We start from the raw sequence: 18,996 nt of genomic DNA, 5'->3' as shown, positions 1-18,996 counted from the left end.
GTTGGTGTTCTACGGCGCTGTCCCGCCAGCGCTTGATGGTGAGGGGCCACGCCTACTGAAAATTACGCCCCTTGGGCATGACCCTTTCCGCTTCTTCCGACAGCGTTGCGAGGTTCTGACCGACCGGCGCGTTGCGGGGCACAGGTAGGGCATCGCGATCCGGACCCTCTGCCGTGGCGGCCAGCGGTGCGGCCGCACTGACCTTTTCCAGGAGCACGGTCAGCCAGGGCGTCAGGTCCTCGATCTTCTCGGCGACGATGTGGACGACACCTGATTCCGACTGAAGTTTTCCGCTGACCTTGACGAAGCGCGCACCCATGACGATGGGCCGGAAGCGGGTAAAAGTTCTTTCCCAGAAGATGACATTGGCGACGGCCTTGTCGTCTTCCAGCGTGAGAAAGATCGCGTTGCCCTTGCCGGGGCGCTGGCGCACCAGCACCAGACCGGCAACGGAGACCCGCCTGCCGTCGCGCACGGACGGCAGGCTGGCATTGGGGGTGACGCCGGCGCGGTCGAGCCGTTCGCGCAGGAAGGCGACCGGATGCGCCTTCAGCGACAGGCCGAGCGAGCGGTAATCGTGGATGACATGCTCGCCGAGCGGCATTTTCGGCAGCTTCGTCTGCGGCTCCAGCTCGCGCAGGCCGAGCGCCGGCTGGTCGAACAGCGGCAGCTTCTCGGCGGCACTCTTGCCGTCGAGCGCGCGCACCTCCCAAAGTGCCGCGCGGCGGTCGAGGCCGATGGACCGAAAGGCATCGGCCTGCGCCAGCTTCTCGATCTCGTCGACATTGAGGCCGGAGCGCAGCCAGACATCCCTGACGGTCGAGTAGCCGGCGCCGCGCCGCTCGACGAAAGCCTCGATGCGTTCCTTGGAAAGTCCCTTGACCTGCCTGAAGCCGAGCCGCAGCGCATGACTTGTCTCGATGACACCGCGCATGTCGGCATGGCGCGGCAGGATACGGGCCGGGTCGAAAGACGCCTTTTCCAAAGTGCAGTCCCAGACGGAGAAATTGACGTCGACCTCGCGGATGTCGACGCCATGGTCGCGGGCGTCGCGCACCAGCTGCGCCGGCTGATAGAAGCCCATCGGCTGCGAGTTCAGGATCGCGGCGCAGAACACGTCGGGATAGAAGGTCTTGAACCAGCAGGAGGCGTAGACGAGCAGCGCGAAGGAGGCGGCATGGCTTTCGGGAAAGCCGTATTCGCCAAAACCCTCGATCTGCTTGAAGCAGCGCTCGGCGAAGTCCTTCGTGTAGCCCTTGCCGACCATGCCGTCTATCATGCGCTGGCGGTAATTGCCGATGGTGCCGGTACGCTTGAAGGTGGCCATGGCGCGGCGCAATTCGTCGGCCTCGCCCGGTTTGAAACCGCCGGCGACGATCGCGATATTCATCGCCTGTTCCTGAAACAGGGGCACGCCAAGCGTCTTGCCGAGGATCGCTTCCAGCTCCGGTTTTTGATACTCGGCCGCTTCCTTGCCTTGCCGGCGACGCAGATAAGGGTGGACCATGTCGCCCTGGATAGGGCCGGGGCGTACGATCGCCACCTCGATGACGAGGTCGTAGAATTCGCGTGGCTTGAGACGCGGCAGCATCGACATCTGCGCGCGCGATTCGATCTGGAAGACGCCGAGCGTATCGGCACGGCAGATCATGTCGTAGACACGTTGGTTCTCCGCCGGGAGAGTGGCCAGCACATAGGGCCGGCCAAATTCGTCCCGCGCCTTCGGATAATGGTCCGTGAGCAGGGTGAAGGCGCGTTGCAGGCAGGTCAGCATACCGAGCGCCAGCACATCCACTTTCAGGATCTTCACCGAGTCCAGATCGTCCTTGTCCCATTCGACCATCTTGCGCTCGTCCATCGCCGTCTTGACGATGGGCACGATCTCGTCGAGCCGGTCCCTGGTGATGACGAAGCCGCCGACATGCTGGGAGAGGTGACGGGGGAAGCCCATGATCTCGTTGGCGCGTTCCATCACATGCCGCGATATGGGGTCGCTGCGGTCGAGGCCGCCGGCCCTCGCCTCCTTCTCGCCGAGTTCCGAGGTCGACCAGCCCCAGATCGAGCCGGAAAGCGATGCCCGGACATCCTCCGACAGGCCCATCGCCTTCGACACTTCGCGCAGCGCCGAACGGCCGCGATAGCTGATGACGGCGGCGGCAAGGGCGGTACGCTTGGAGCTGTATTTCTCGTAGATGTACTGGATGACGGTTTCGCGCTTTTCGTGCTCGAAATCGACGTCGATATCAGGCGGTTCGTTCCTTTCCTCGGAAATGAAGCGCTCGAAAAGCGAATTGATCTTTTCCGGCCCCACTTCGGTGATGCCGATGCAGAAACAGACGACCGAGTTGGCGGCCGACCCACGCCCCTGGCAGAGAATATCCTTGCTGCGCGCGAATTTGACAATGTCGTAGACGGTCAGGAAGTAACGGGCATAGTTGAGGCGCTCGATCAGAGCGAGCTCTTCCTCGATGCGCTTGGTCACGGATTCAGGCACACCTGCCGGGTAGCGGTTGACTGCTCCCTCCCTTGCCAACCTTTCCAGCTCCGCCTGCGGACCGAGGCCCGATTCCGTCGGCTCGTCCGGATAATTGTACTGGAGGTCGCTGAGCGAGAAGGTCAGCTCTTCCCCGAAACGCAGTGTCTCCGCCAGCGCTTGCGGGTGCCTGCGGAACAGGCGCGCCATTTCCAGCGGCGGCTTCAAATGGCGTTCGGCATTGGCGGTCAGTTCCAGCCCCACCTCGGCGACCGGAACATTGAGGCGGATCGCGGTCAGCACGTCCTGCAGCGGGCGGCGTTCGGCCGTGTGATAGAGCACATCGTTGGTCGCCATCAGCGGTATGCCGGCGCTCTCGGCAAACGCCGCCGCCTGCTCGATCCGGAAGCGATCATGGCCGGCATAACAGGGTGAGACGCCGAGCCGCAGGGCCCTGCCGAAGCGGTCCTGGAGTTGGCGGAGCAAAGCCAGGCTGTCCTGCGCGCCGGCCGCCAGATCGGGCAGGACCGCCAGCGACATCCGGTCGCCCCATTCGAGCAGGTCGTCGCGCCGGAGCAGGGTGGCGCCCTTTTCGGTCTCGTCACGCAGATTGGCCTGGGTGAGCATGCGGCACAGATGCCCCCAGCCCTTGCGGTCCCTTGGATAGGCGAGAATGTCCGGCGTGCCGTCACCAAAAACCAGCCGGCAGCCGGGGTGATAGGCAAGCTTTTCGACCTTGGCCTGCTGCCAGGCGCGCACCACGCCGGCCACGCTGTTGCGGTCGGCGAGCCCGATCGCGGAGAAGCCCATGAGCTTGGCCGCGACCACCAGTTCCTCGGGTTTGGAGGCGCCGCGCAGGAAGGAGAAGTTCGACTGGATGCCGAACTCGGCATAGGGAATGACGGTCAGCGCGTTCATGCGAAGACCCCGTGCATGAACCAGCGCGGCGGGATCTGCGAGACGCCGTACAGGCCTTGCCGGTAGAGCCAGTAGCGGCGGCCATCGGCATCCTCGATACGGAAATAGTCGCGTGTCGATGCCGCCGGATCACCTGGCGCCTCGCGCCACCATTCGGCGGCGATGCGCTCCGGACCTTCGGCACGGGTAACGCGGTAAAGTGCACGGCGCCAACGAAAATGCAGCGGCGGTCCCTCCGGCATTTCGGTGGCCGGCACATCGATGGGCTCGGGCGCGCGGAACAGCCGGATCGGCCGTTCCGGCGGGAAGATGGTCATCGGCACCTGCATCCTGTCCGGCTTCTTCGGCGGCGTGGTCCGGCGCGGCGCCTCGCTGAAGGGGACGATGGCGACGGCGCGTTCGGGCAGATGGCTTTCCACGGGAACCGGCTGCAGAACCGCGCCCTCGCCGAGGCGGGCGCGGATACGGTCGGCGAACAGGGCGATGTCGGCGCCATCATCCACCGCCTCGCCGGTCAGATCGGTCTGCTGCGTGTCGAAAGCGGCGACGGCCAGCACCGAGAGGCGCACCAGGTCGAAGCCAAAGCCGGCATCGATATGCTGCTCGAGTGCTGCCAGCCTTTCATGGAACAATTTCCGGATCAACGAGGGTTCGCGCATCGGCCGCGAGGTGCCGAGCGCGATGCGGCTGACGGCGCCGTCGACGCGAAAGAGCAGCAGCGCCAGCGTCCGAGCACCTTCGCCGCGGCGTTCGAGGTCGGTCTTCAAGGTCGTCGCCAGCATGCCCACCAGCCGTTCTATCTCCTCCGTCAGCGTGACGGGCTCGGCGAGATGGCGTTCGACGGAAAGCGGCGCGACGGGAAGGCGCGGTGAGATCGCTTCGTCGAGACGGCCAAGCGCCTGGTCGAGGCGCTGGAGCAGCAAAGCGCCGAAGCGGCGGGCGAGCGGCGCGCGCGGCGCGGCCATGACGGCGCCCGCCGTGCGCAGCCCCACACTTTCCAGGCTGGTCCGGGTTTCCGGCGCTATGCGGAGGGCGGCCAGCGGCAAGGGGGCAAGCAAGGCTTCCTCCTCGCCCGATACAACGATGCGGCCGCCGCAAAAGCGTGCCGCCGCCCAGGCCGCCCCGGGCGTACCGGCAAGCCCGGCGCGGACGTCGAACCCCTGGTGGAAGAAGCGCGACAGGATCTCGTCCAGCATGGCGCGTTCACCGCCGAACAGATGGGTGCAGCCGGTGACGTCGAGGAACAGGCCGTCGATGCTGTCCAACGCGACCAGCGGCGTGTAGCGGTCGCACCAGTCGGCAAGGCCCGCGAGCAGGCGCCGGTCGGCCTCCGGATCGGCTTCGACGATGTCGATCGACGGATGCATGGCGCGCGCATCGGCAATCCCCATGTCCCGCTTCAGGTGCAGCGCCTCAGCTCGCTCGTCGAGGGCCGAGATGCGCTGCGCGTTGCCCTGGCGGTGGCTGATCACGAGCGGTGGGTGAGATGGCCGCGGATGATCCGGCGGCCGGGAACGCCAGGATTTCCCCAGACGCTGCCGCAGGATTCTTTCGGTCGCCAGATAGGGAAACCACAGGGACAGGATTCTCTGCCCATTCGCTGCCTCCACCGTGTCTTTCCTCGCCCCTTCTTTCCTCGAATCTGCATTCATCGGGGTTCCACTCCAGTGTGAATTGTCCAGGCAGGGCCGTGCGGCTCTTGCCGATGCTGATGGTGAAGGCGGGATAGCCGATCGAGCCGGCGAGCGGCCCGGCGACCGTGGCGCGCGGCACGGCCGGCGCCGACGCGGCGATCAGACGGACAGGCGCCGCCGTCGGTTCCGGCTCGGCCGCCTGCCGCAGCAGGAACACCGGCCGGCCGGTAGCTTGCGCCCGCGCATGCAGGCGGCGTGTCGCGGTCAGGTCGAGCCGCTGCGGATTGCCGCGGATTTCCAGGATAACGGCGGCAAGCGCGGTCATGCGGGCCGCTTCCTCGGCGACCCACAGCGCATCGACAAGCCTGGGCGCCTCGGAAAACAGCAATTGCCCGGGTTCAATGCCAAAGCAGCCATGCAGCCCCCTGGCGTAGGGAAAGCCGGCCTCGTGGAAAATTTCCGATGTCCCGATCCATAGGATGGGCAGCCCCTGCGCCCGGTTGAGGATCAGGCTGACGAGCGACAGAGCGAAGCCGGCGACGGCTCCCGCATCGCGGGTCTCCAGGCCATGGATTTCGGTCAGGGCGGCTTTCGGCAGGCCGCCGCTGAGCGCGGCATCGAGCCGCTCGATGCCGATGGGCAGGAAAGCATCCGGCAAGGCCGCGGCAAGGCCGCGCCGGACGATCGTCAGATCGCTGCCGGCGCCGGCATCAAGGGTTGCCGCCGCCGGCGCCTGCAGACGCTCGGGCAGCGTTCCCTCTATTTTCGCGATCTGGCGGCGCAAGGAAAAAACAGTCTCCCGCGCCACGGCGGTCATCGCCATGACGGTCAGCTTCCACTCACAATTGTTCCTGTTATGTTCTCTAGGATTCCAGAGGCGATCCGAAGAGTCAAGCAGAGTCATGAGGAATTTATTCCTCCCCTGGGCGACACCGGCCTATAGGCGTCATTTGCCTCGATCAGTGCGAAAGCCTATATGCCGGGATCAAAGGACAAAGCATGGCCCGCATTTACAAGACCCGCACCTGGCATGGCGAACTTGCGCCCTCGATGGAGGAACTGGAGTTCCTGGCGCTGGAGGCCTACGCCCATCTGCCGGAGGAATTTCGCAAGCTGACCGGCGAGATCATCATCCAGATCGCCGAATTCCCGACCGACGAGATCATGGACGATTTGTCGCTGGAGACGCCGTTCGACCTGCTCGGCCTGTTCGAGGGGCGCGGCATCGCCGAACGCTGGAACCCGCAAACCGGCGAAGGCCCGAACCGCATCACCCTCTATCGCCGCGCCATGCTCGACTACTGGGCCGAGAACGAGGAATCGCTGGGCGACATCGTCACCCACGTGCTGATCCACGAGATCGGCCACCATTTCGGCCTGTCGGACGATGATATGGAGAAGATCGAAGAGGCTGCTGAGTAGACCACTTTCGTCACCCTAGGGGTCTGCGCCGCCTCGCTTGGCTCCTTGCTTTACCCTAGGATGACGAAAAGAGAGGAGCCTCCGCGCTTTCCACCTACCAGTCGCTGAGCTTGGTATCCGGCCCGTATTCCTGGCCGTCGACATCCTTCACCACGGCCTGGCCGCAGCGCATGGTCTTGGCTTTCTTGTCATAGGCGTAGGTCGGCGAGCCGAACAGATGCCAGCCTTTGTTCAGCGCCGCCGTCACCTTATGGCAGAAGCTGGCGTCGTCCGGGGCGGTGAGAAAGCGGTAGAGTTTCATCGTCCAATTCCTGTCATGTATCCCAAGTCGACGAATATCATGCGCCGATGGCGGCGGCCTTCGCCAGCAGTTTTTCGGCCTGCGCCAGGTGCAGTCGCTCGACCATCCTGCCATTCAGCGCGATGACGCCCTTGCCGCTGTTTTGCGCCAGCGCGAAGGCATCCTTCACCGCGCGCGCCTCGGCCAGCGCCTGCGCCGACGGGGCGAAGGCACGGTTGGCGGCCTCGATCTGCGATGGATGGATCAGCGTCTTGCCGTCAAAGCCCATGGCGGCGGCCTGAGCGCACTCGCGCGCAAACGCATCCGGATCGCGAAAGTCGTTGAACACCCCGTCGAGCATGTCGAGGCCGCCGGCGCGCGCCGCCAGCAGCATCTGCATCAGCCATGGCAGGAGATAGGCGCGGTCCGGCGTTGCCAGCACGCCGGTATCCTTGATCAGGTCATTGGTCCCGGCAATGAAACAATCCAGCCGCGAGGCGGGGTCACGGCCGAGTTCGGCGATGGCGCCGATGTTGAGCATGGCCTTGGGGGTCTCGATCATCGCCCATAGTTTCACGGTGTCGGGAGCAAAATTGTCGTCCAGCACATCGCCGACCTCGAGCACGTCGCGCGGTGTGTCGACCTTTGGCAGCAGGATGCCGTCCGGTTCCGCCTTGGCGACGGCCGCAAGATCGTCAGTGCCCCATTCGCTGGACAGCGCATTGACGCGCACCACCATCTCGCAGCGCCGGCCATTGTGGTCGGCATCAGGACGATTGGCGAAAATGCCAGCCAGTTTTTCGCGCGCGGCGATCTTGTCGGCGGGGGCAACGGCGTCCTCCAGATCGATGATGACGGCGTCGCAGGCAAGCTGGGCGATCTTGGCCAGCGCCTTCTCGTTGGAGGCCGGGACATAGAGCACGGAGCGGCGCGGGCGGTAGGGTTCCATGTCCGATCTATGCCGCGTGTGGTTGGTCGAGGCAAGCGTCCGCCCGGTACCTGACACGCGCCAACCGCGAAAGCTTGCGCTGCGACCCTTTGGGCGCAAGGCGATGCGAGGCTTGCGCCTAGTGCCCTATGTCCGTTTGCGGCGGTTACCAGGTGGTTCCCCGCTCCGTCTCGGCTTCGCCGAGCCACCTCTGCTCCCTCCGGAGGGAGAGGGAAAGGAGCCTGGCTGGGGCGGCGCCAACGTCTGGAACCGATGGCGGGCAGCGCACCAGCCCTGCACGAAAACTGCACTCGCCTGCGGAAAACCTCCTCCGATCCGCCGCATCGCTTCCCTGCCAGCTTGCGAGACAGGCGGCATGCACAAGCGAGCAAAACCCGTCTGCCCTATCGGCTGCGCAGTGAAGGCTGGTGGCTGGTCGACCCGCCACGCGCCAAGCCCGCCGCAATTGTCATCCCCTTTGTCCGCCCGCATCGCGCTCGGAAAATCCATGGCCGCGGTCCGCCAATCTTCCGACGTTATCCCTAGCGCTTATGCCTGCTGTTTCATCAACTTCGCCGTGCTGATCGCCAACTACAATGTCGACCATTCCGTTGAAATGACCGGCCAGGGCATTCCCCTCGACGCCTGGTATCTGCGCTCGCTCGGTCCGGGCGCGTTTCCGGCACTCGATCGCTTCTTCGATCATCAGAACAAGACCCCGGACGCGGGCGCTGTCCGCGAACTTGAAGGATTGCGGGCCAGCGACAGCGTCCAGCGGAACTGGCGTGGCTGGAGCTTTCGTGACTGGCGCCTGCTTCGATATCTCGACAGCAAGGGGTCGCTCGTGCTTCCTCAGCCTTCGCTACCTTCCTTGCCGGACCGCTGACCGATGCCGCATCACATTCTTGTCGCCGACGATGACCCGCATATCCGCGAAGTGATCTGTTTCGCGCTGGAAAAGGCCGGCATGAAGACGGCTGCCGTGTCCGATGGCGCCGCCGCCCTGCAGGCGATCGAACGGCGCACGCCCGACCTTGTCGTGCTCGACATCGGCATGCCGGAGATGGACGGGCTGGAGGTCTGCCGGCGGCTGCGCCAGCGATCAGACGTGCCGGTGCTGTTCCTGTCCGCGCGCGACGAAGAGATCGACCGCATCCTCGGGCTCGAAATGGGCGGCGACGATTATGTGACAAAGCCGTTCAGCCCGCGCGAACTGGTCGCCCGCGTCAACGTCATCCTGCGGCGCGCCCGCCCGGCAGGGCCCGAACCGGTTAACGACAGGCAGTTTACCCATGGCAAGCTCACGCTAGTGCCGGCCAGCCATAGCGCCGGCTTCGACGGCCGGCCGCTTGCCCTGACCGGAATAGAATTCTCGATCCTGAAAGGGTTTCTGGCGCGGCCCACCCACGTGCTCGATCGCGACGCGGTGATGGCCAGTGCCTATGCCGGCAAGATCCATGTCGCCGACCGCACCGTCGACAGCCATATCCGCAACATCCGCGCCAAGCTGGCGGCGGTCGGATGCCTGGATGCCATCGAGACGGTACACGGCGTCGGCTTCCGGCTCGGCCGATGCGGCTGACGACCTCAAGCAAGTGGAGCGGCCGCAAATGGCGGCCGCGCCTCGCCACGGTCGTCGTCGCCATCCTGATCCTGGTCATGGCCTTGCCGCTGGTCGGCCTGTTCTTCTTCCGCCTCTACGAAAACCAGTTGATCCGCCAGACCGAGGCGGAGCTGATTGCGCAGGGTGCGGCCATCGCCGCCATCTATGCGCAGGAGGTGCGCGACGCCGGCATTTCACCGGAGAAGCTCGGCGTGCCAATGCCTGGGGCCAATGGCAGCGCGAGCCGAGGCGCCGATTCGCCTTATCGGCCGATCGAGCCGCAGCTCGATCTCGCCTCGGATTACGTGCTTGCGACCCGGCCGGCGGGGACGCCCGCGACGGCCGATCCAGCCTTCGCCGCGATCGGCGCGCGGCTGACCGGCATTCTCGACGCGACGCAGAAAACCACGCTGGCCGGCTTCCGGCTGCTTGATCCCACAGGTGTCGTCATTGCCGGGCGCGACGAGATCGGGCAGTCGCTTGCCGAGGTCGAGGAGGTGCGTGAGGCGCTCGCCGGGCGCTATGCCAGCGCGCTCAGGCTGCGCATCCCCAACCAACCGCCGCCGTCGCTCTATTCGGTCAGTCGCGGCACCAGGGTGCGCGTCTTCGTCGCGCTGCCGGTTGCCGTCGCCGGCAAGGTCGCCGGCGTGGTCTATGTCTCGCGGACGCCCAACAACATCATAAAACATCTCTATGGCGAACGCGGCAAGGTGACAGCGGCGGCGATCGCCATCCTCGGCGGCACGCTGCTCATCGGCCTCGTCTTCCTGCGCACCGTCAGCCGGCCGATCTATGCGCTGATCGACCGCACCCAGCGCATTGCCGCCGGCGAGCGCGGCGCGATCCGGCCGCTCGACCATCATGGCACGCGCGAAATGGCCGAATTGTCCGCCGCCTTCCTCGACATGGCCGAAAAACTGCAGGCGCGCTCGGACTCGATCCAGACCTTCGCCACCCATGTCTCGCATGAACTCAAGTCGCCGCTGACGGCGATCCAGGGCGCTGCCGAACTGCTGCGCGATTCCGGCTCGGCGATGGACGATGACGAGCGGCGGCGCTTCTCCAACAACATCGTCACCGATGCCGGACGGCTTAATTTGCTGGTGCGGCGGCTGCTTGACCTGGCACGGGCCGAAAACCTTGCACCGAGCGGCGAAAGCACCTCGGTCGGTGCAGCGCTGGCGCTGCTCCCCGTCGACACCAGGCTCGCGGTTCGCGTCGAGGCCGGCGGCGATCTGGCCTTACGCATCTCGGCCGAGAACGGAGCAATCGTATTTGGCAATCTCATCGATAATTCGGCCAGGCACGGCGCGACGCAAGTTTCGATCACTGCCGCAAGCGCCGGTGGCAAGGCGACGCTGCTGGTCAGCGACGATGGCGCCGGCATTTCGCCAAGCAATCGGGCGCGCATTTTCGAGCCGTTCTTCACCACGCGCCGCTCTACCGGCGGCACCGGCATGGGGCTGGGCATCGTGCTGGCCCTCCTGAAAGCGCATGATGGTACGATCCGGCTGGTTGACACCGAGCGCGGCACGCGCTTCGAGATCACTTTGCCGGTCGCGTAAGACGGACGGCGGATCGGAGAAAAAATGCGCTACGACATCGTCATCATCGGCGGAGCCATCGTCGGATCCTCGGTCGCCTACTATCTGCGCGAGGAAGGGTTTTCCGGCTCGATCGCCCTGATCGAACGCGACCCGCAATTCGCCCATGCGGCGACGACGCTGTCCATGGCCTCGATCCGCCAGCAATTCTCCATTCCGGAAAATATCCGCCTGTCGCAATTCACGCTGAAACTGTTCCGGCGGCTGAAGGAAGAATTCGGCGCCGAGGCCGATATCGGTTTTCGCGAGGGTGGCTATCTCATCCTTGCCGGCGAGGCCGGGCTGCCGATCCTGAAGGCCAATCACGCGGCGCAGGTCGCCGAGGGCGCAGACATCCTGCTCGAGAACGCCGACCAGCTGACGCGCCGCTTCCCCTGGCTGTCGGCCGAAGGCATCACCGCCGGCGCCTATGGCCGAAGCGGCGAAGGCTGGTTCGACGCCCATGCGATGCTGATGCTGTTCCGCAAGGCGTTGCGGGAGAAGAAGATCGACTTCATCAGCGCTTCGGTCTCCGGCATCGAGCGGCAGGGCGACCGCATCACCGGCGTCAGCCTCGACAATGGCGATCGGCTGGAGGCCGGCACCGTCATCAATGCCGCAGGGCCGAATGCCGGCAAGGTCGCCGCCCTTGCCGGGCTGGCGCTGCCGGTCGAGCCGCGCAAGCGCAACGTCTTCGTCTTCGAGGCGCGCGAGAAATATGCCGACATGCCGCTGCTGGTCGATCCCTCCGGCATCTATGTCAGGCCGGAAGGCTCGGTCTACCTCACCGGCGGCGCCGAGCCGGAAGAGGGTGACGGCCCGGCCAATGCCGGGGATTTCGAGGTCGACTGGCCGCTGTTCGAGGAGGTGATCTGGCCGGTGCTGGCGACCCGCATCCCGGCCTTCGAGGCCATCAAGCCGACGCGCGCCTGGGCCGGGCACTATGACTACAACACGCTCGACCAGAACGCGGTGATTGGCCCGCACCCCGAGGTGGCGAATTTCCTCTTCGCCAACGGATTCTCCGGCCACGGCCTGCAGCAGGCGCCGGCGGTCGGCAAGGCGCTGGCCGAGTTGATCGTACATGGCGGCTACCGGACGATCGACTGCTCGACGTTTGGGTATAGCCGGGTTGCCGAGGGAAGGGCGTTCCGGGAATTGAACGTGATTTGAGGCGGGGCGGGCATGCCTCTCCCTTCTCCCCTTGTTGTGGGAGAAGGTGGCCTCGCGAAGCGAGGTCGGATGAGGGGCGTTCCAGCTTGGCAAGGACGGCGATCCGTCACCCACCCCTCAACCGTCTCGGCGCTGCGCGCCGATCCACCGCCCTGGGCGAGTCACGGGCCTCGCCCGCCCTTCGGGCCCCACAAGGGGAGAAGGAAGAAGCGTCTACGCCATCATCGCATCAACCTTAAGGGCATCGCCAAGCGCATTGCCTCCGGCCGTGTTGTCGAAGATGCCCCAGACCTCGGCACCCGCAGCGGCCGCTGCCTCCAATTGTCGGCTAAATCGGGCGAGATTTTCGGCGTCGTAATCGGAGTAATAGACGCGCGGCGCGCCATGCCAGCGGAAGTAGGCGAGGCCAGGCCAGCCGCCCGGCACCGCGGCAGATGGCACCGGAGCGGGGTCGGCGGCGACACGCGCAATCCGGCGATCGGCCAGAAGCGCTTCAGCGTCCGGTTCGAACCAGCCGGGATGCCGCGGCTCGCAGACCAGCCTGGCCTTTGTTCGCCTGCTGTCGAAGAAGCGGCGCGCGACAACCGGCTCGAAGGGCAGGCTCGGCGGCAGCTGCACCAGAAGCACGCTCAGCTTTGCGCCGAGACCTTCGACCTGCTGGAGAAAGCTTTCCAAAAGCTCGTCGCAGTCGACGAGACGGCGCTCATGGGTGATCGCCTTCGGCAGCTTGACGGCGAAGCGAAAGTGCTCCGGCACGGCGCGCGCCCAGCGCTCGTAGGTCTCGCGGCGATGCGGCTTGTAGAAGGACGTGTCGATCTCGACGATCGGAAAATGCCGGCCGTAGCGTTCGAGATGCGATCCGGGTTGCGGAAAATCTTGCTGGTATCGTGTCGGAATGCCCCAGCCGGCCGTGCCTATGAAACATGCCTGTTTTGCCAGGCATTGGATGTGGACCGGACGAGGTCCGGGTCAAGGCGGACAAAGGATGCAAAGCAGCGACCCGCGGCTCACGCAGCAACCCGCCTTCCGGCCTCGACGTGCGCTTGAAGCCAGGCCAGCACCTGTGCCCAGCCCTCGGCATGTTCGGTCGCCGCCTCATGCAGCCCGGCAAAGCCGCCATGGCAGATGGTGACGCGCGTGCCATTGGCGACGGGCTGCAGCAGCCAGGCGGCCGTGGTTTGCCGCCGGCCAAGCGTAGGATGGTCCCACTCATAGGCCCGCGTCTGCACGATCCGGCGCGGCGCTTCGATTTCGAGGAACTCGCCGCTGGCCGGCAGGTCCATGCCGTCAGCCGTGCGGACAATAACGGTCCAACGGCCGCCGACGCGCGGGTCGGCCGACCAGTCTACCATCCGGTAGGTCTCGGCTGACCCCCACCATTGCTCTACCTCCTTGCCGATCAGCGCCTCGAAGATGCGTTCCGGAGGTGCTTTCATCTCGGCGGACGTCATGACAGTCTCGCCATTGGTCATGCTCCGTACCCTGAGAGCGTGCATCATGGATGTCTCCACGGATTTGTTTCGCTAGCGAAACGAGCCCTCACCCTTTCGATGGCGGGCGCTCGAACCCCTTGCCGGTCTCGAGCAGGCTCTTGAGGCTGGCCAGCACCAGCGGCCAGCCCATGGCAACGTTGCCGATCAGCTTGTGCGGCCCGTCCGCTTCATGGGTGACGGCAAGCTTCATCAACTCGCCTTCCTGTTCGATGGTGAAGGTGCAGCGCGTATAGCCGTCTTCCCTGATCTCGGGCATCCATTCATTACGCCATTTTATGACCAGGCGTCGCGGCGGGTCGATCTCGAGGATCTCGCCGCTGTCGGCGACTCGCCCGTCAGGGAAGATCAGCTTCCAGCTGGAGCCCACTTTCCAATCGCTCTCCTGATAGGAGCAGAGGAAAAACTGCCGGTTGAACTCCGGGTCGGTCAACGCTTCCCAGAGCTTTTCGGGCGTGGTTCGGATATAAGTCACATAAACGAAGCTGTTGCTCATCAGTCTTCCCTTTCGAGGCGTTTCTTCAGCTCGCTGAGGGCTGTCAGCCGCCCCCGCTCGAATTTGCCGATCCAGCGTTCGGCGATCTCATTGATCGGAACCGGATTGAGGTAGTGCTCCTTCTCTCGGCCCCGGCGGATGGTGGTGACGAGGTTTGCTTCCTCCAGGATCGCCAGGTGCTTGGCCACCGCCTGGCGGGTCATGGCCATCTCAGCGCACAGCGCATTCAGCGTCTGCCCATTCCTGGCATGGAGGCTGTCCAGCAATTGCCGGCGTGTCGGGTCCGCCAGGGCGCGAAAGGCTGCATCCATGCTCATGGCTTTAATATGCAACCAAATGGTTGCATGTCAAGCGGCAAGATGCCCGTTGTTGGCCGTAGGCGGGAGAAGAAATCAGCGCTTGCGGGAGATCCAGAAGGCGTCGGGCATACGTTTCATGCCGACGCGTTCGTAGAAGCCGACAGCGTCGGGCATCGAGATCAGGCTGATGGCGACCGACGGTCCGAGCTGCCGGGCAACCTCGTCCATCAGCCCCTTGCCGATGCCCAGGCCTTGCGCCTTGGCCGAGACGGCGAGATCGGATATGTAGCAGACCCAGGAAAAGTCGGTCAGGCAGCGGGCAACGCCAATCAGCGGCTTGGCTTCCCTGTCGAGAGGGGCCATGTCGAGAGGGGCCATGTCGAGACGGGCGGTCACGATCAGGTTGGCGCCTTCCATCATCGCCTTCAGCCTTGCCTCGTCATCGACGGGCCTGACTTCGCCGAGACCGGATTCCACCAGCACGCGGCGGAATTCGGGAATGCCGAGCGTCGGTTCGCGCGCGTAGAGGACGTGGGCGTTTTCTGCCATGGGACCAGACTGCACCATCGGGCGGCGATTTCGAAGCCGTTTTTGTGCGGCACCCTCTTGCCGGCACCCACAAACAGTTGCCTTTTATTTGCGCGCGGCTTTGTGTAAACCGGGCCTCAGCAAATCCCCCGCAACGAAAAACACGGGCCAAAGCCATGGAAAAATTCACCAAGCTCACCGGCGTCGCCGCTCCCATGCCGATCGTCAATGTCGACACCGACATGATCATCCCGAAGGATTATCTCAAGACGATCAAGCGCACCGGGCTTGGCACCGGCCTGTTCGCCGAGATGCGCTACAATGACGACGGTTCGGAAAATCCGGATTTCGTGCTCAACAAGCCGGCCTACCGCAAGGCGCAGATCCTGGTCGCCGGCGACAATTTCGGCTGCGGCTCGAGCCGGGAACACGCGCCATGGGCGCTGCTCGATTTCGGCATACGCTGCGTCATCTCGACCTCGTTCGCCGACATCTTCTACAACAACTGCTTCAAGAACGGCGTGCTGCCGATCACCGTCAGCCCCGAGGACCTGGAGAAGCTGATGGACGACGCCTCGCGCGGCTCCAACGCCACTCTGTCGGTCGATCTCGAAGCCAAGGAAATCCGTGGTCCGGACGGCGGCGTGGTCACATTCGACCTCGACGATTTCAAGCGGCACTGCCTGCTCAACGGGCTCGACGATATCGGCCTGACCATGGAAAAGGCCGGCGCCATCGCCTCGTTCGAGAAGAAGAACGCCGAACTGCGCCCCTGGGCCTGAGCGGCGAATAGACCGGTCCTTTCGGGCCGAGCGGCGACCGAGGGAGGGACAGTCATGACACGTTTGCTTCTGGCCGGCGTTTGCGCTTCGGCGGTGATGTTTCTGACGATCGCGGGCGCGCATGCACAGACCGGCACTGACGATGCGTCCGGCGCCGCTGACCAGGGCGCGTCAAGCACGGGCAACGTGGCGCTGGCCGAGGATGACAAGCAGGCGCCGATCCCGTTCGAGGGCGGTCAGCTGACCATCACGCAGCCGGAGCAGGACGGCGAAAAGGTGCTGGCCTATGACGGCAAGCAACTGGCCAGCAACTACGATGTCTTCTTCAACAAGATCGTGGAGGTCGGCGGCATCAAGGTGGCGCTGTTCAATGTCGGCGATGGCGGCAATCAATGCGGCCCGGCGACGGTGATCGTCTGGAAGCCAGAAGGCGGCGAGATCCAGGGCACCACGGTCGAGCAGGACGAGTGCGGCGCGCCGCCCTCCGCGGTGTCCGACAACGCCATTTATTTCGTGCCGTATCTCCTGCCGGGGGACCAGAAGCCGGCGCTGCAGTGGTCGCCGACGGATGGGCTGACGATTTCGGGCAATCTCACCTACATGCCGGAACCCGGCACCGACTGGAAAGACATTGATCCGGAAAAGTACCAGAACATCATCGACGCCTTCCACAATGAGGCCGTCTACAAGGAAGCCGAAAAACTGCTCGGCAAGGACATGCCCGACATGGCGACCAGCCTGCTGGTCGGCGGCGGCACGGAAAAGACTGCGTCCGGCGCCTTTTACGCCAGCGGCTGCGTGCCGCATGATTGCGGCGGCAATGACGGTTTCATGGCGGTCGACCCGGCCAAGCATCAGCTCTATTTCGCCCGCCGCGGCGACAATGGCCAGCCGAACGCCTGGCCGGCGGTGGCGACATGGCCGGCCGACGTGAAGGAGGCGCTGGACAAGGCGCTGGGGTCGGCGAATTAGCTAGAGCATTTCCGGCGAAAACAGGGCGAGGCGAATTTCCTCCGGCTTACGCGCGACAACCGTCCATTGTTGCCGACGCCCGCAGGACTGCGGTTTATACGCCGTTCTTCCTATGAGTGCCGCCGATCGCCGGCGCGGAGATCGAGGATCGCCTTCTGCCCAACCCGCGTCAACGGCGATATTCGCTGGGACAAATGGAACCAGATCGGCCGCGCGGCGTCATAGAAGCAGCTTCGCGCTGCAGTGCCTGGAGTAAATTGATGGTCAGGCTCATTCTTCTGGCGCTTGTTTTGTTCGCCTTCGCAGCTGGCGCCACGGAGGCGGCAAAGCTGGACGCAGCCGCCGTCAACAATGCTCAATTCGGCGACGCCGCAACGAACGGCGTCGATGCGACCGCGCTGAAGGCGCAGATCCTTTTGGATCGCGCGCGGTTCTCGCCTGGCCTCATTGACGGCCACCAGGCGGAGAACTTCACCAAGGCGGTTCGGGCATTTCAGGCGGCCAACGCTCTGCCCGCCGATGGCAAGCTCAACCGGGAGACCTGGGACAAGCTGGTCGCAACCTCACCAGGCCCGGTTCTTGTGAATTACGAGCTGACGCGCAAGGACGTGCGTGGACCGTTTACCAAGCGCATTCCGGCCGGTATGGAAAGAATGGCTCGCCTGCGCAGGCTCGGCTATCGCAGTTCGCTGGAACGGATCGCAGAGCACTTCCACATCAGCGAACAATTGCTGCGAAGGCTCAACCCGGGCATCAGCTTCAGGGGGGCGGGCGCAAAGTTGCTGGTGCCGGCTATCGCCCGAGGCGATCCGCCCTCAGCCGTTGCGAACGTCGAAGTCGACAAGGCCGCGCGCGAAGTTCGCGTTCTCGACAATTCCGGCAAAGTGGTTTCGGTCTACCCCGCCTCGATTGGAAGCGAAGAGAAGCCGGCGCCGAGCGGCGAGGCACAAGTCACACGCGTGGTCCACAATCCCACCTATCACTATGATCCCAACTTCGCCTTCAAGGGGGTCAAAACCAAAAGACCCTTCACCATCGCTGCCGGGCCTAACAATCCTGTCGGATCGGTCTGGATCGATCTGTCCATTGAAAGTTACGGGATTCACGGCACGCCCGAACCAGGCAAGATCGGGAAGACTTTTTCGCATGGTTGCATCAGACTGACCAATTGGGATGCCGAAGACCTGGCCCTTGAGGTGCACAAAGGCACAAGGGTTGTCTTCACCGGAGAAACGGCTGAATCGGCCAACGACCAACCGGGCTGACGCATGACGGGCAATGCGGACCCCTGAGCCGGTGCCGGGGCCGCACGGAGAGCACCTCACGTTAGCCGGCGCACGAGCTGGCACATCGACGTCACAGGTCCTGCACCGTCGATCCATTCGTCTTGGCCCTTGGCGGGATCGCGTTTTCCCCACAGAGTAGCTGCAACCATGCGAGGTCCTTCATGCGCAAGCTCATCTCCACCGGTTCGCCGTTCGAAAAGACCGCCGGCTATTCGCGTGCGGTGGTACAGGGCGACTGGTGTTTCGTCTCCGGCACCACCGGCTATGACTATGCGACCATGACGATGCCGGACACGCTTGAGGCGCAGACGCGCAACTGCCTGGCGACGATCGGCAAGGCGCTGAAGGACGGCGGCTTTGACATGGCCGATGTGGTGCGGGCGCATTACTACGTCACCGACCAGGCTTTCGTGGACGTGGTCTTCCCGATCCTCGGCGAGACGTTCGGCGACATCAGGCCGGCGGCGACCATGATCGTGTGCCAGCTCAACAAGCCGGAAATGAAGATCGAGATCGAGGTGACGGCGCTACGGCGTACGGCCTGAGGAGACCTACGCCATGAAGGTCAGGCGCATCGTGGCCAATATCGAGACACTGAAGGCGACGGCAGCCAACCGTTTCTATCATGACGTGCTTGGCCTCGACATCCTGATGGATCAGGGCTGGATCGTAACCTACGGTTCCGAGGAAACGATGCAGGTGCAGGTCAGTTTCATGGCGCAAGGCGGGTCCGGTACGCCGGTGCCGGACCTGTCGATCGAGGTCGATGACGTCGATGCGACGCTCGAGGCCATGAAGGCCGCCGGTTTCGCCATCGAATACGGACCGGCCGACGAACCCTGGGGCGTCCGGCGCTTCTATGTGCGAGATCCCCTTGGCCAGCTGATCAACATTCTCTCGCATCGGTGAGGGCATGTTCCGTGGGGCTATGGCTTGGATTCCGTGACATGTCGGCGGGACAGAGGGGGGCGCGAAGGATCGCTGCTTGGCCACTGTTCAGCACCGCTGCGTCCTTACGGCTTGCGCTGCAACCGCTGGGCGTTTAGCAAGGCCGCGGTCGCACAGCGCCGCGCGCCTCCTTGGCGCGCAAAGAACGCTGTGCAAAATCGAAACGCAATCTTTCTGGGAC

Annotated in this window: 20 protein-coding genes; 10 read left to right on the top strand and 10 right to left on the bottom strand. The window is 64.4% G+C overall.

Going from position 1 to position 18,996, the window contains the following annotated elements; all coding sequences use genetic code 11:
- Positions 1-52: 52 nt before the first annotated feature.
- The 3 genes from FJ492_RS22580 to FJ492_RS29295 are packed head-to-tail and all read right to left on the bottom strand — an operon-like array spanning position 53 to position 5,848.
- Entirely contained in the window at positions 53-3,391 is a 3,339-nt protein-coding gene (locus FJ492_RS22580; RefSeq protein ID WP_140772343.1) for an error-prone DNA polymerase, read from the bottom strand.
- Complete coding sequence (locus FJ492_RS22575) at positions 3,388-4,863, bottom strand: DUF6504 family protein (protein WP_140772341.1); 1,476 nt, start codon at positions 4,861-4,863, stop codon at positions 3,388-3,390. The genes FJ492_RS22580 and FJ492_RS22575 overlap by 4 nt, the downstream gene beginning before the upstream one ends.
- Complete coding sequence (locus FJ492_RS29295) at positions 4,805-5,848, bottom strand: hypothetical protein (protein WP_140772339.1); 1,044 nt, start codon at positions 5,846-5,848, stop codon at positions 4,805-4,807. The genes FJ492_RS22575 and FJ492_RS29295 overlap by 59 nt, the downstream gene beginning before the upstream one ends.
- A gap of 176 nt (positions 5,849-6,024) precedes the next feature.
- Here FJ492_RS29295 and FJ492_RS22565 point away from each other — a divergent pair, with 176 nt between their 5' ends.
- The gene (locus tag FJ492_RS22565) at positions 6,025-6,447 is read left to right on the top strand and encodes a metallopeptidase family protein (protein WP_140510548.1); all 423 of its coding nucleotides are present in this window, start codon (positions 6,025-6,027) and stop codon (positions 6,445-6,447) included.
- 94 nt (positions 6,448-6,541) lie between these two features.
- Here the strand turns inward: FJ492_RS22565 and FJ492_RS22560 are convergent, their stop codons facing one another.
- Together FJ492_RS22560 and FJ492_RS22555 are read right to left on the bottom strand one after the other, a co-directional pair.
- Positions 6,542-6,748, bottom strand: a complete 207-nt coding sequence (locus FJ492_RS22560) for a DUF1737 domain-containing protein (RefSeq protein WP_027145959.1) — start codon at positions 6,746-6,748, stop codon at positions 6,542-6,544.
- A gap of 37 nt (positions 6,749-6,785) precedes the next feature.
- Positions 6,786-7,676, bottom strand: coding sequence for a CoA ester lyase (locus FJ492_RS22555; RefSeq protein WP_140751965.1), 891 nt, complete (start codon positions 7,674-7,676; stop codon positions 6,786-6,788).
- A gap of 487 nt (positions 7,677-8,163) precedes the next feature.
- Between FJ492_RS22555 and FJ492_RS22545 the strand changes: the two genes are divergently transcribed.
- Genes FJ492_RS22545 through FJ492_RS22530 form a run of 4 tightly spaced genes read left to right on the top strand, consistent with a single transcriptional unit; the run spans position 8,164 to position 12,014 of the window.
- Positions 8,164-8,541 carry a DUF4173 domain-containing protein gene (locus FJ492_RS22545; RefSeq protein WP_246676087.1) on the top strand — a complete coding sequence of 126 codons (378 nt, stop codon included), beginning with the start codon at positions 8,164-8,166 and terminating at the stop codon, positions 8,539-8,541.
- A gap of 3 nt (positions 8,542-8,544) precedes the next feature.
- Positions 8,545-9,237, top strand: a complete 693-nt coding sequence (locus tag FJ492_RS22540; RefSeq protein WP_140772335.1) for a response regulator transcription factor — start codon at positions 8,545-8,547, stop codon at positions 9,235-9,237.
- Positions 9,228-10,823, top strand: coding sequence for an ATP-binding protein (locus FJ492_RS22535; RefSeq protein ID WP_140772333.1), 1,596 nt, complete (start codon positions 9,228-9,230; stop codon positions 10,821-10,823). Before FJ492_RS22540 ends, FJ492_RS22535 begins: the two co-directional genes overlap by 10 nt.
- 24 nt (positions 10,824-10,847) lie before the next feature.
- A complete protein-coding gene (locus tag FJ492_RS22530; RefSeq protein WP_140772331.1) occupies positions 10,848-12,014 on the top strand; it encodes an FAD-binding oxidoreductase in 1,167 nt (388 codons plus the stop codon).
- 213 nt (positions 12,015-12,227) lie between these two features.
- On the opposite strand, the gene FJ492_RS22525 is transcribed toward FJ492_RS22530, so the two are convergent.
- The 5 genes from FJ492_RS22525 to FJ492_RS22505 form a co-directional block, all read right to left on the bottom strand.
- Complete coding sequence (locus FJ492_RS22525; RefSeq protein WP_348641915.1) at positions 12,228-12,911, bottom strand: DUF72 domain-containing protein; 684 nt, start codon at positions 12,909-12,911, stop codon at positions 12,228-12,230.
- Positions 12,912-13,021: 110 nt separating this feature from the next.
- On the bottom strand, positions 13,022-13,513 hold the full coding sequence (locus FJ492_RS22520) for an SRPBCC domain-containing protein (RefSeq protein WP_140772329.1): 492 nt from the start codon (positions 13,511-13,513) through the stop codon (positions 13,022-13,024).
- Positions 13,514-13,553: 40 nt separating this feature from the next.
- Positions 13,554-14,000 carry an SRPBCC family protein gene (locus FJ492_RS22515; RefSeq protein WP_140717916.1) on the bottom strand — a complete coding sequence of 149 codons (447 nt, stop codon included), beginning with the start codon at positions 13,998-14,000 and terminating at the stop codon, positions 13,554-13,556.
- Positions 14,000-14,317: a metalloregulator ArsR/SmtB family transcription factor gene (locus tag FJ492_RS22510; protein WP_140772326.1), complete on the bottom strand. Its 318-nt coding sequence runs from the start codon at positions 14,315-14,317 to the stop codon at positions 14,000-14,002. Before FJ492_RS22510 ends, FJ492_RS22515 begins: the two co-directional genes overlap by 1 nt.
- A gap of 75 nt (positions 14,318-14,392) precedes the next feature.
- On the bottom strand, positions 14,393-14,848 hold the full coding sequence (locus tag FJ492_RS22505; protein WP_140772324.1) for a GNAT family N-acetyltransferase: 456 nt from the start codon (positions 14,846-14,848) through the stop codon (positions 14,393-14,395).
- A gap of 155 nt (positions 14,849-15,003) precedes the next feature.
- Between FJ492_RS22505 and leuD the strand changes: the two genes are divergently transcribed.
- From leuD to FJ492_RS22480, 5 genes are all read left to right on the top strand, one after another.
- Positions 15,004-15,609, top strand: coding sequence for a 3-isopropylmalate dehydratase small subunit (gene leuD / locus FJ492_RS22500; RefSeq protein WP_027145969.1), 606 nt, complete (start codon positions 15,004-15,006; stop codon positions 15,607-15,609).
- 54 nt (positions 15,610-15,663) lie between these two features.
- A complete protein-coding gene (locus FJ492_RS22495; RefSeq protein WP_140751953.1) occupies positions 15,664-16,581 on the top strand; it encodes a hypothetical protein in 918 nt (305 codons plus the stop codon).
- A gap of 116 nt (positions 16,582-16,697) precedes the next feature.
- Complete coding sequence (locus tag FJ492_RS22490; protein ID WP_246676086.1) at positions 16,698-17,846, top strand: L,D-transpeptidase; 1,149 nt, start codon at positions 16,698-16,700, stop codon at positions 17,844-17,846.
- Between the two features lie 182 nt (positions 17,847-18,028).
- A complete protein-coding gene (locus FJ492_RS22485) occupies positions 18,029-18,412 on the top strand; it encodes a RidA family protein (protein ID WP_140510531.1) in 384 nt (127 codons plus the stop codon).
- A 13-nt stretch (positions 18,413-18,425) separates the two neighbouring features.
- On the top strand, positions 18,426-18,776 hold the full coding sequence (locus FJ492_RS22480; RefSeq protein WP_140772322.1) for a VOC family protein: 351 nt from the start codon (positions 18,426-18,428) through the stop codon (positions 18,774-18,776).
- Positions 18,777-18,996 lie beyond the last annotated feature (220 nt).

The organism is Mesorhizobium sp. B2-5-4 (assembly GCF_006441095.1).
Taxonomy (GTDB): domain Bacteria; phylum Pseudomonadota; class Alphaproteobacteria; order Rhizobiales; family Rhizobiaceae; genus Mesorhizobium; species Mesorhizobium salmacidum.
This window is presented reverse-complemented; position numbering and strand designations above follow the sequence as displayed.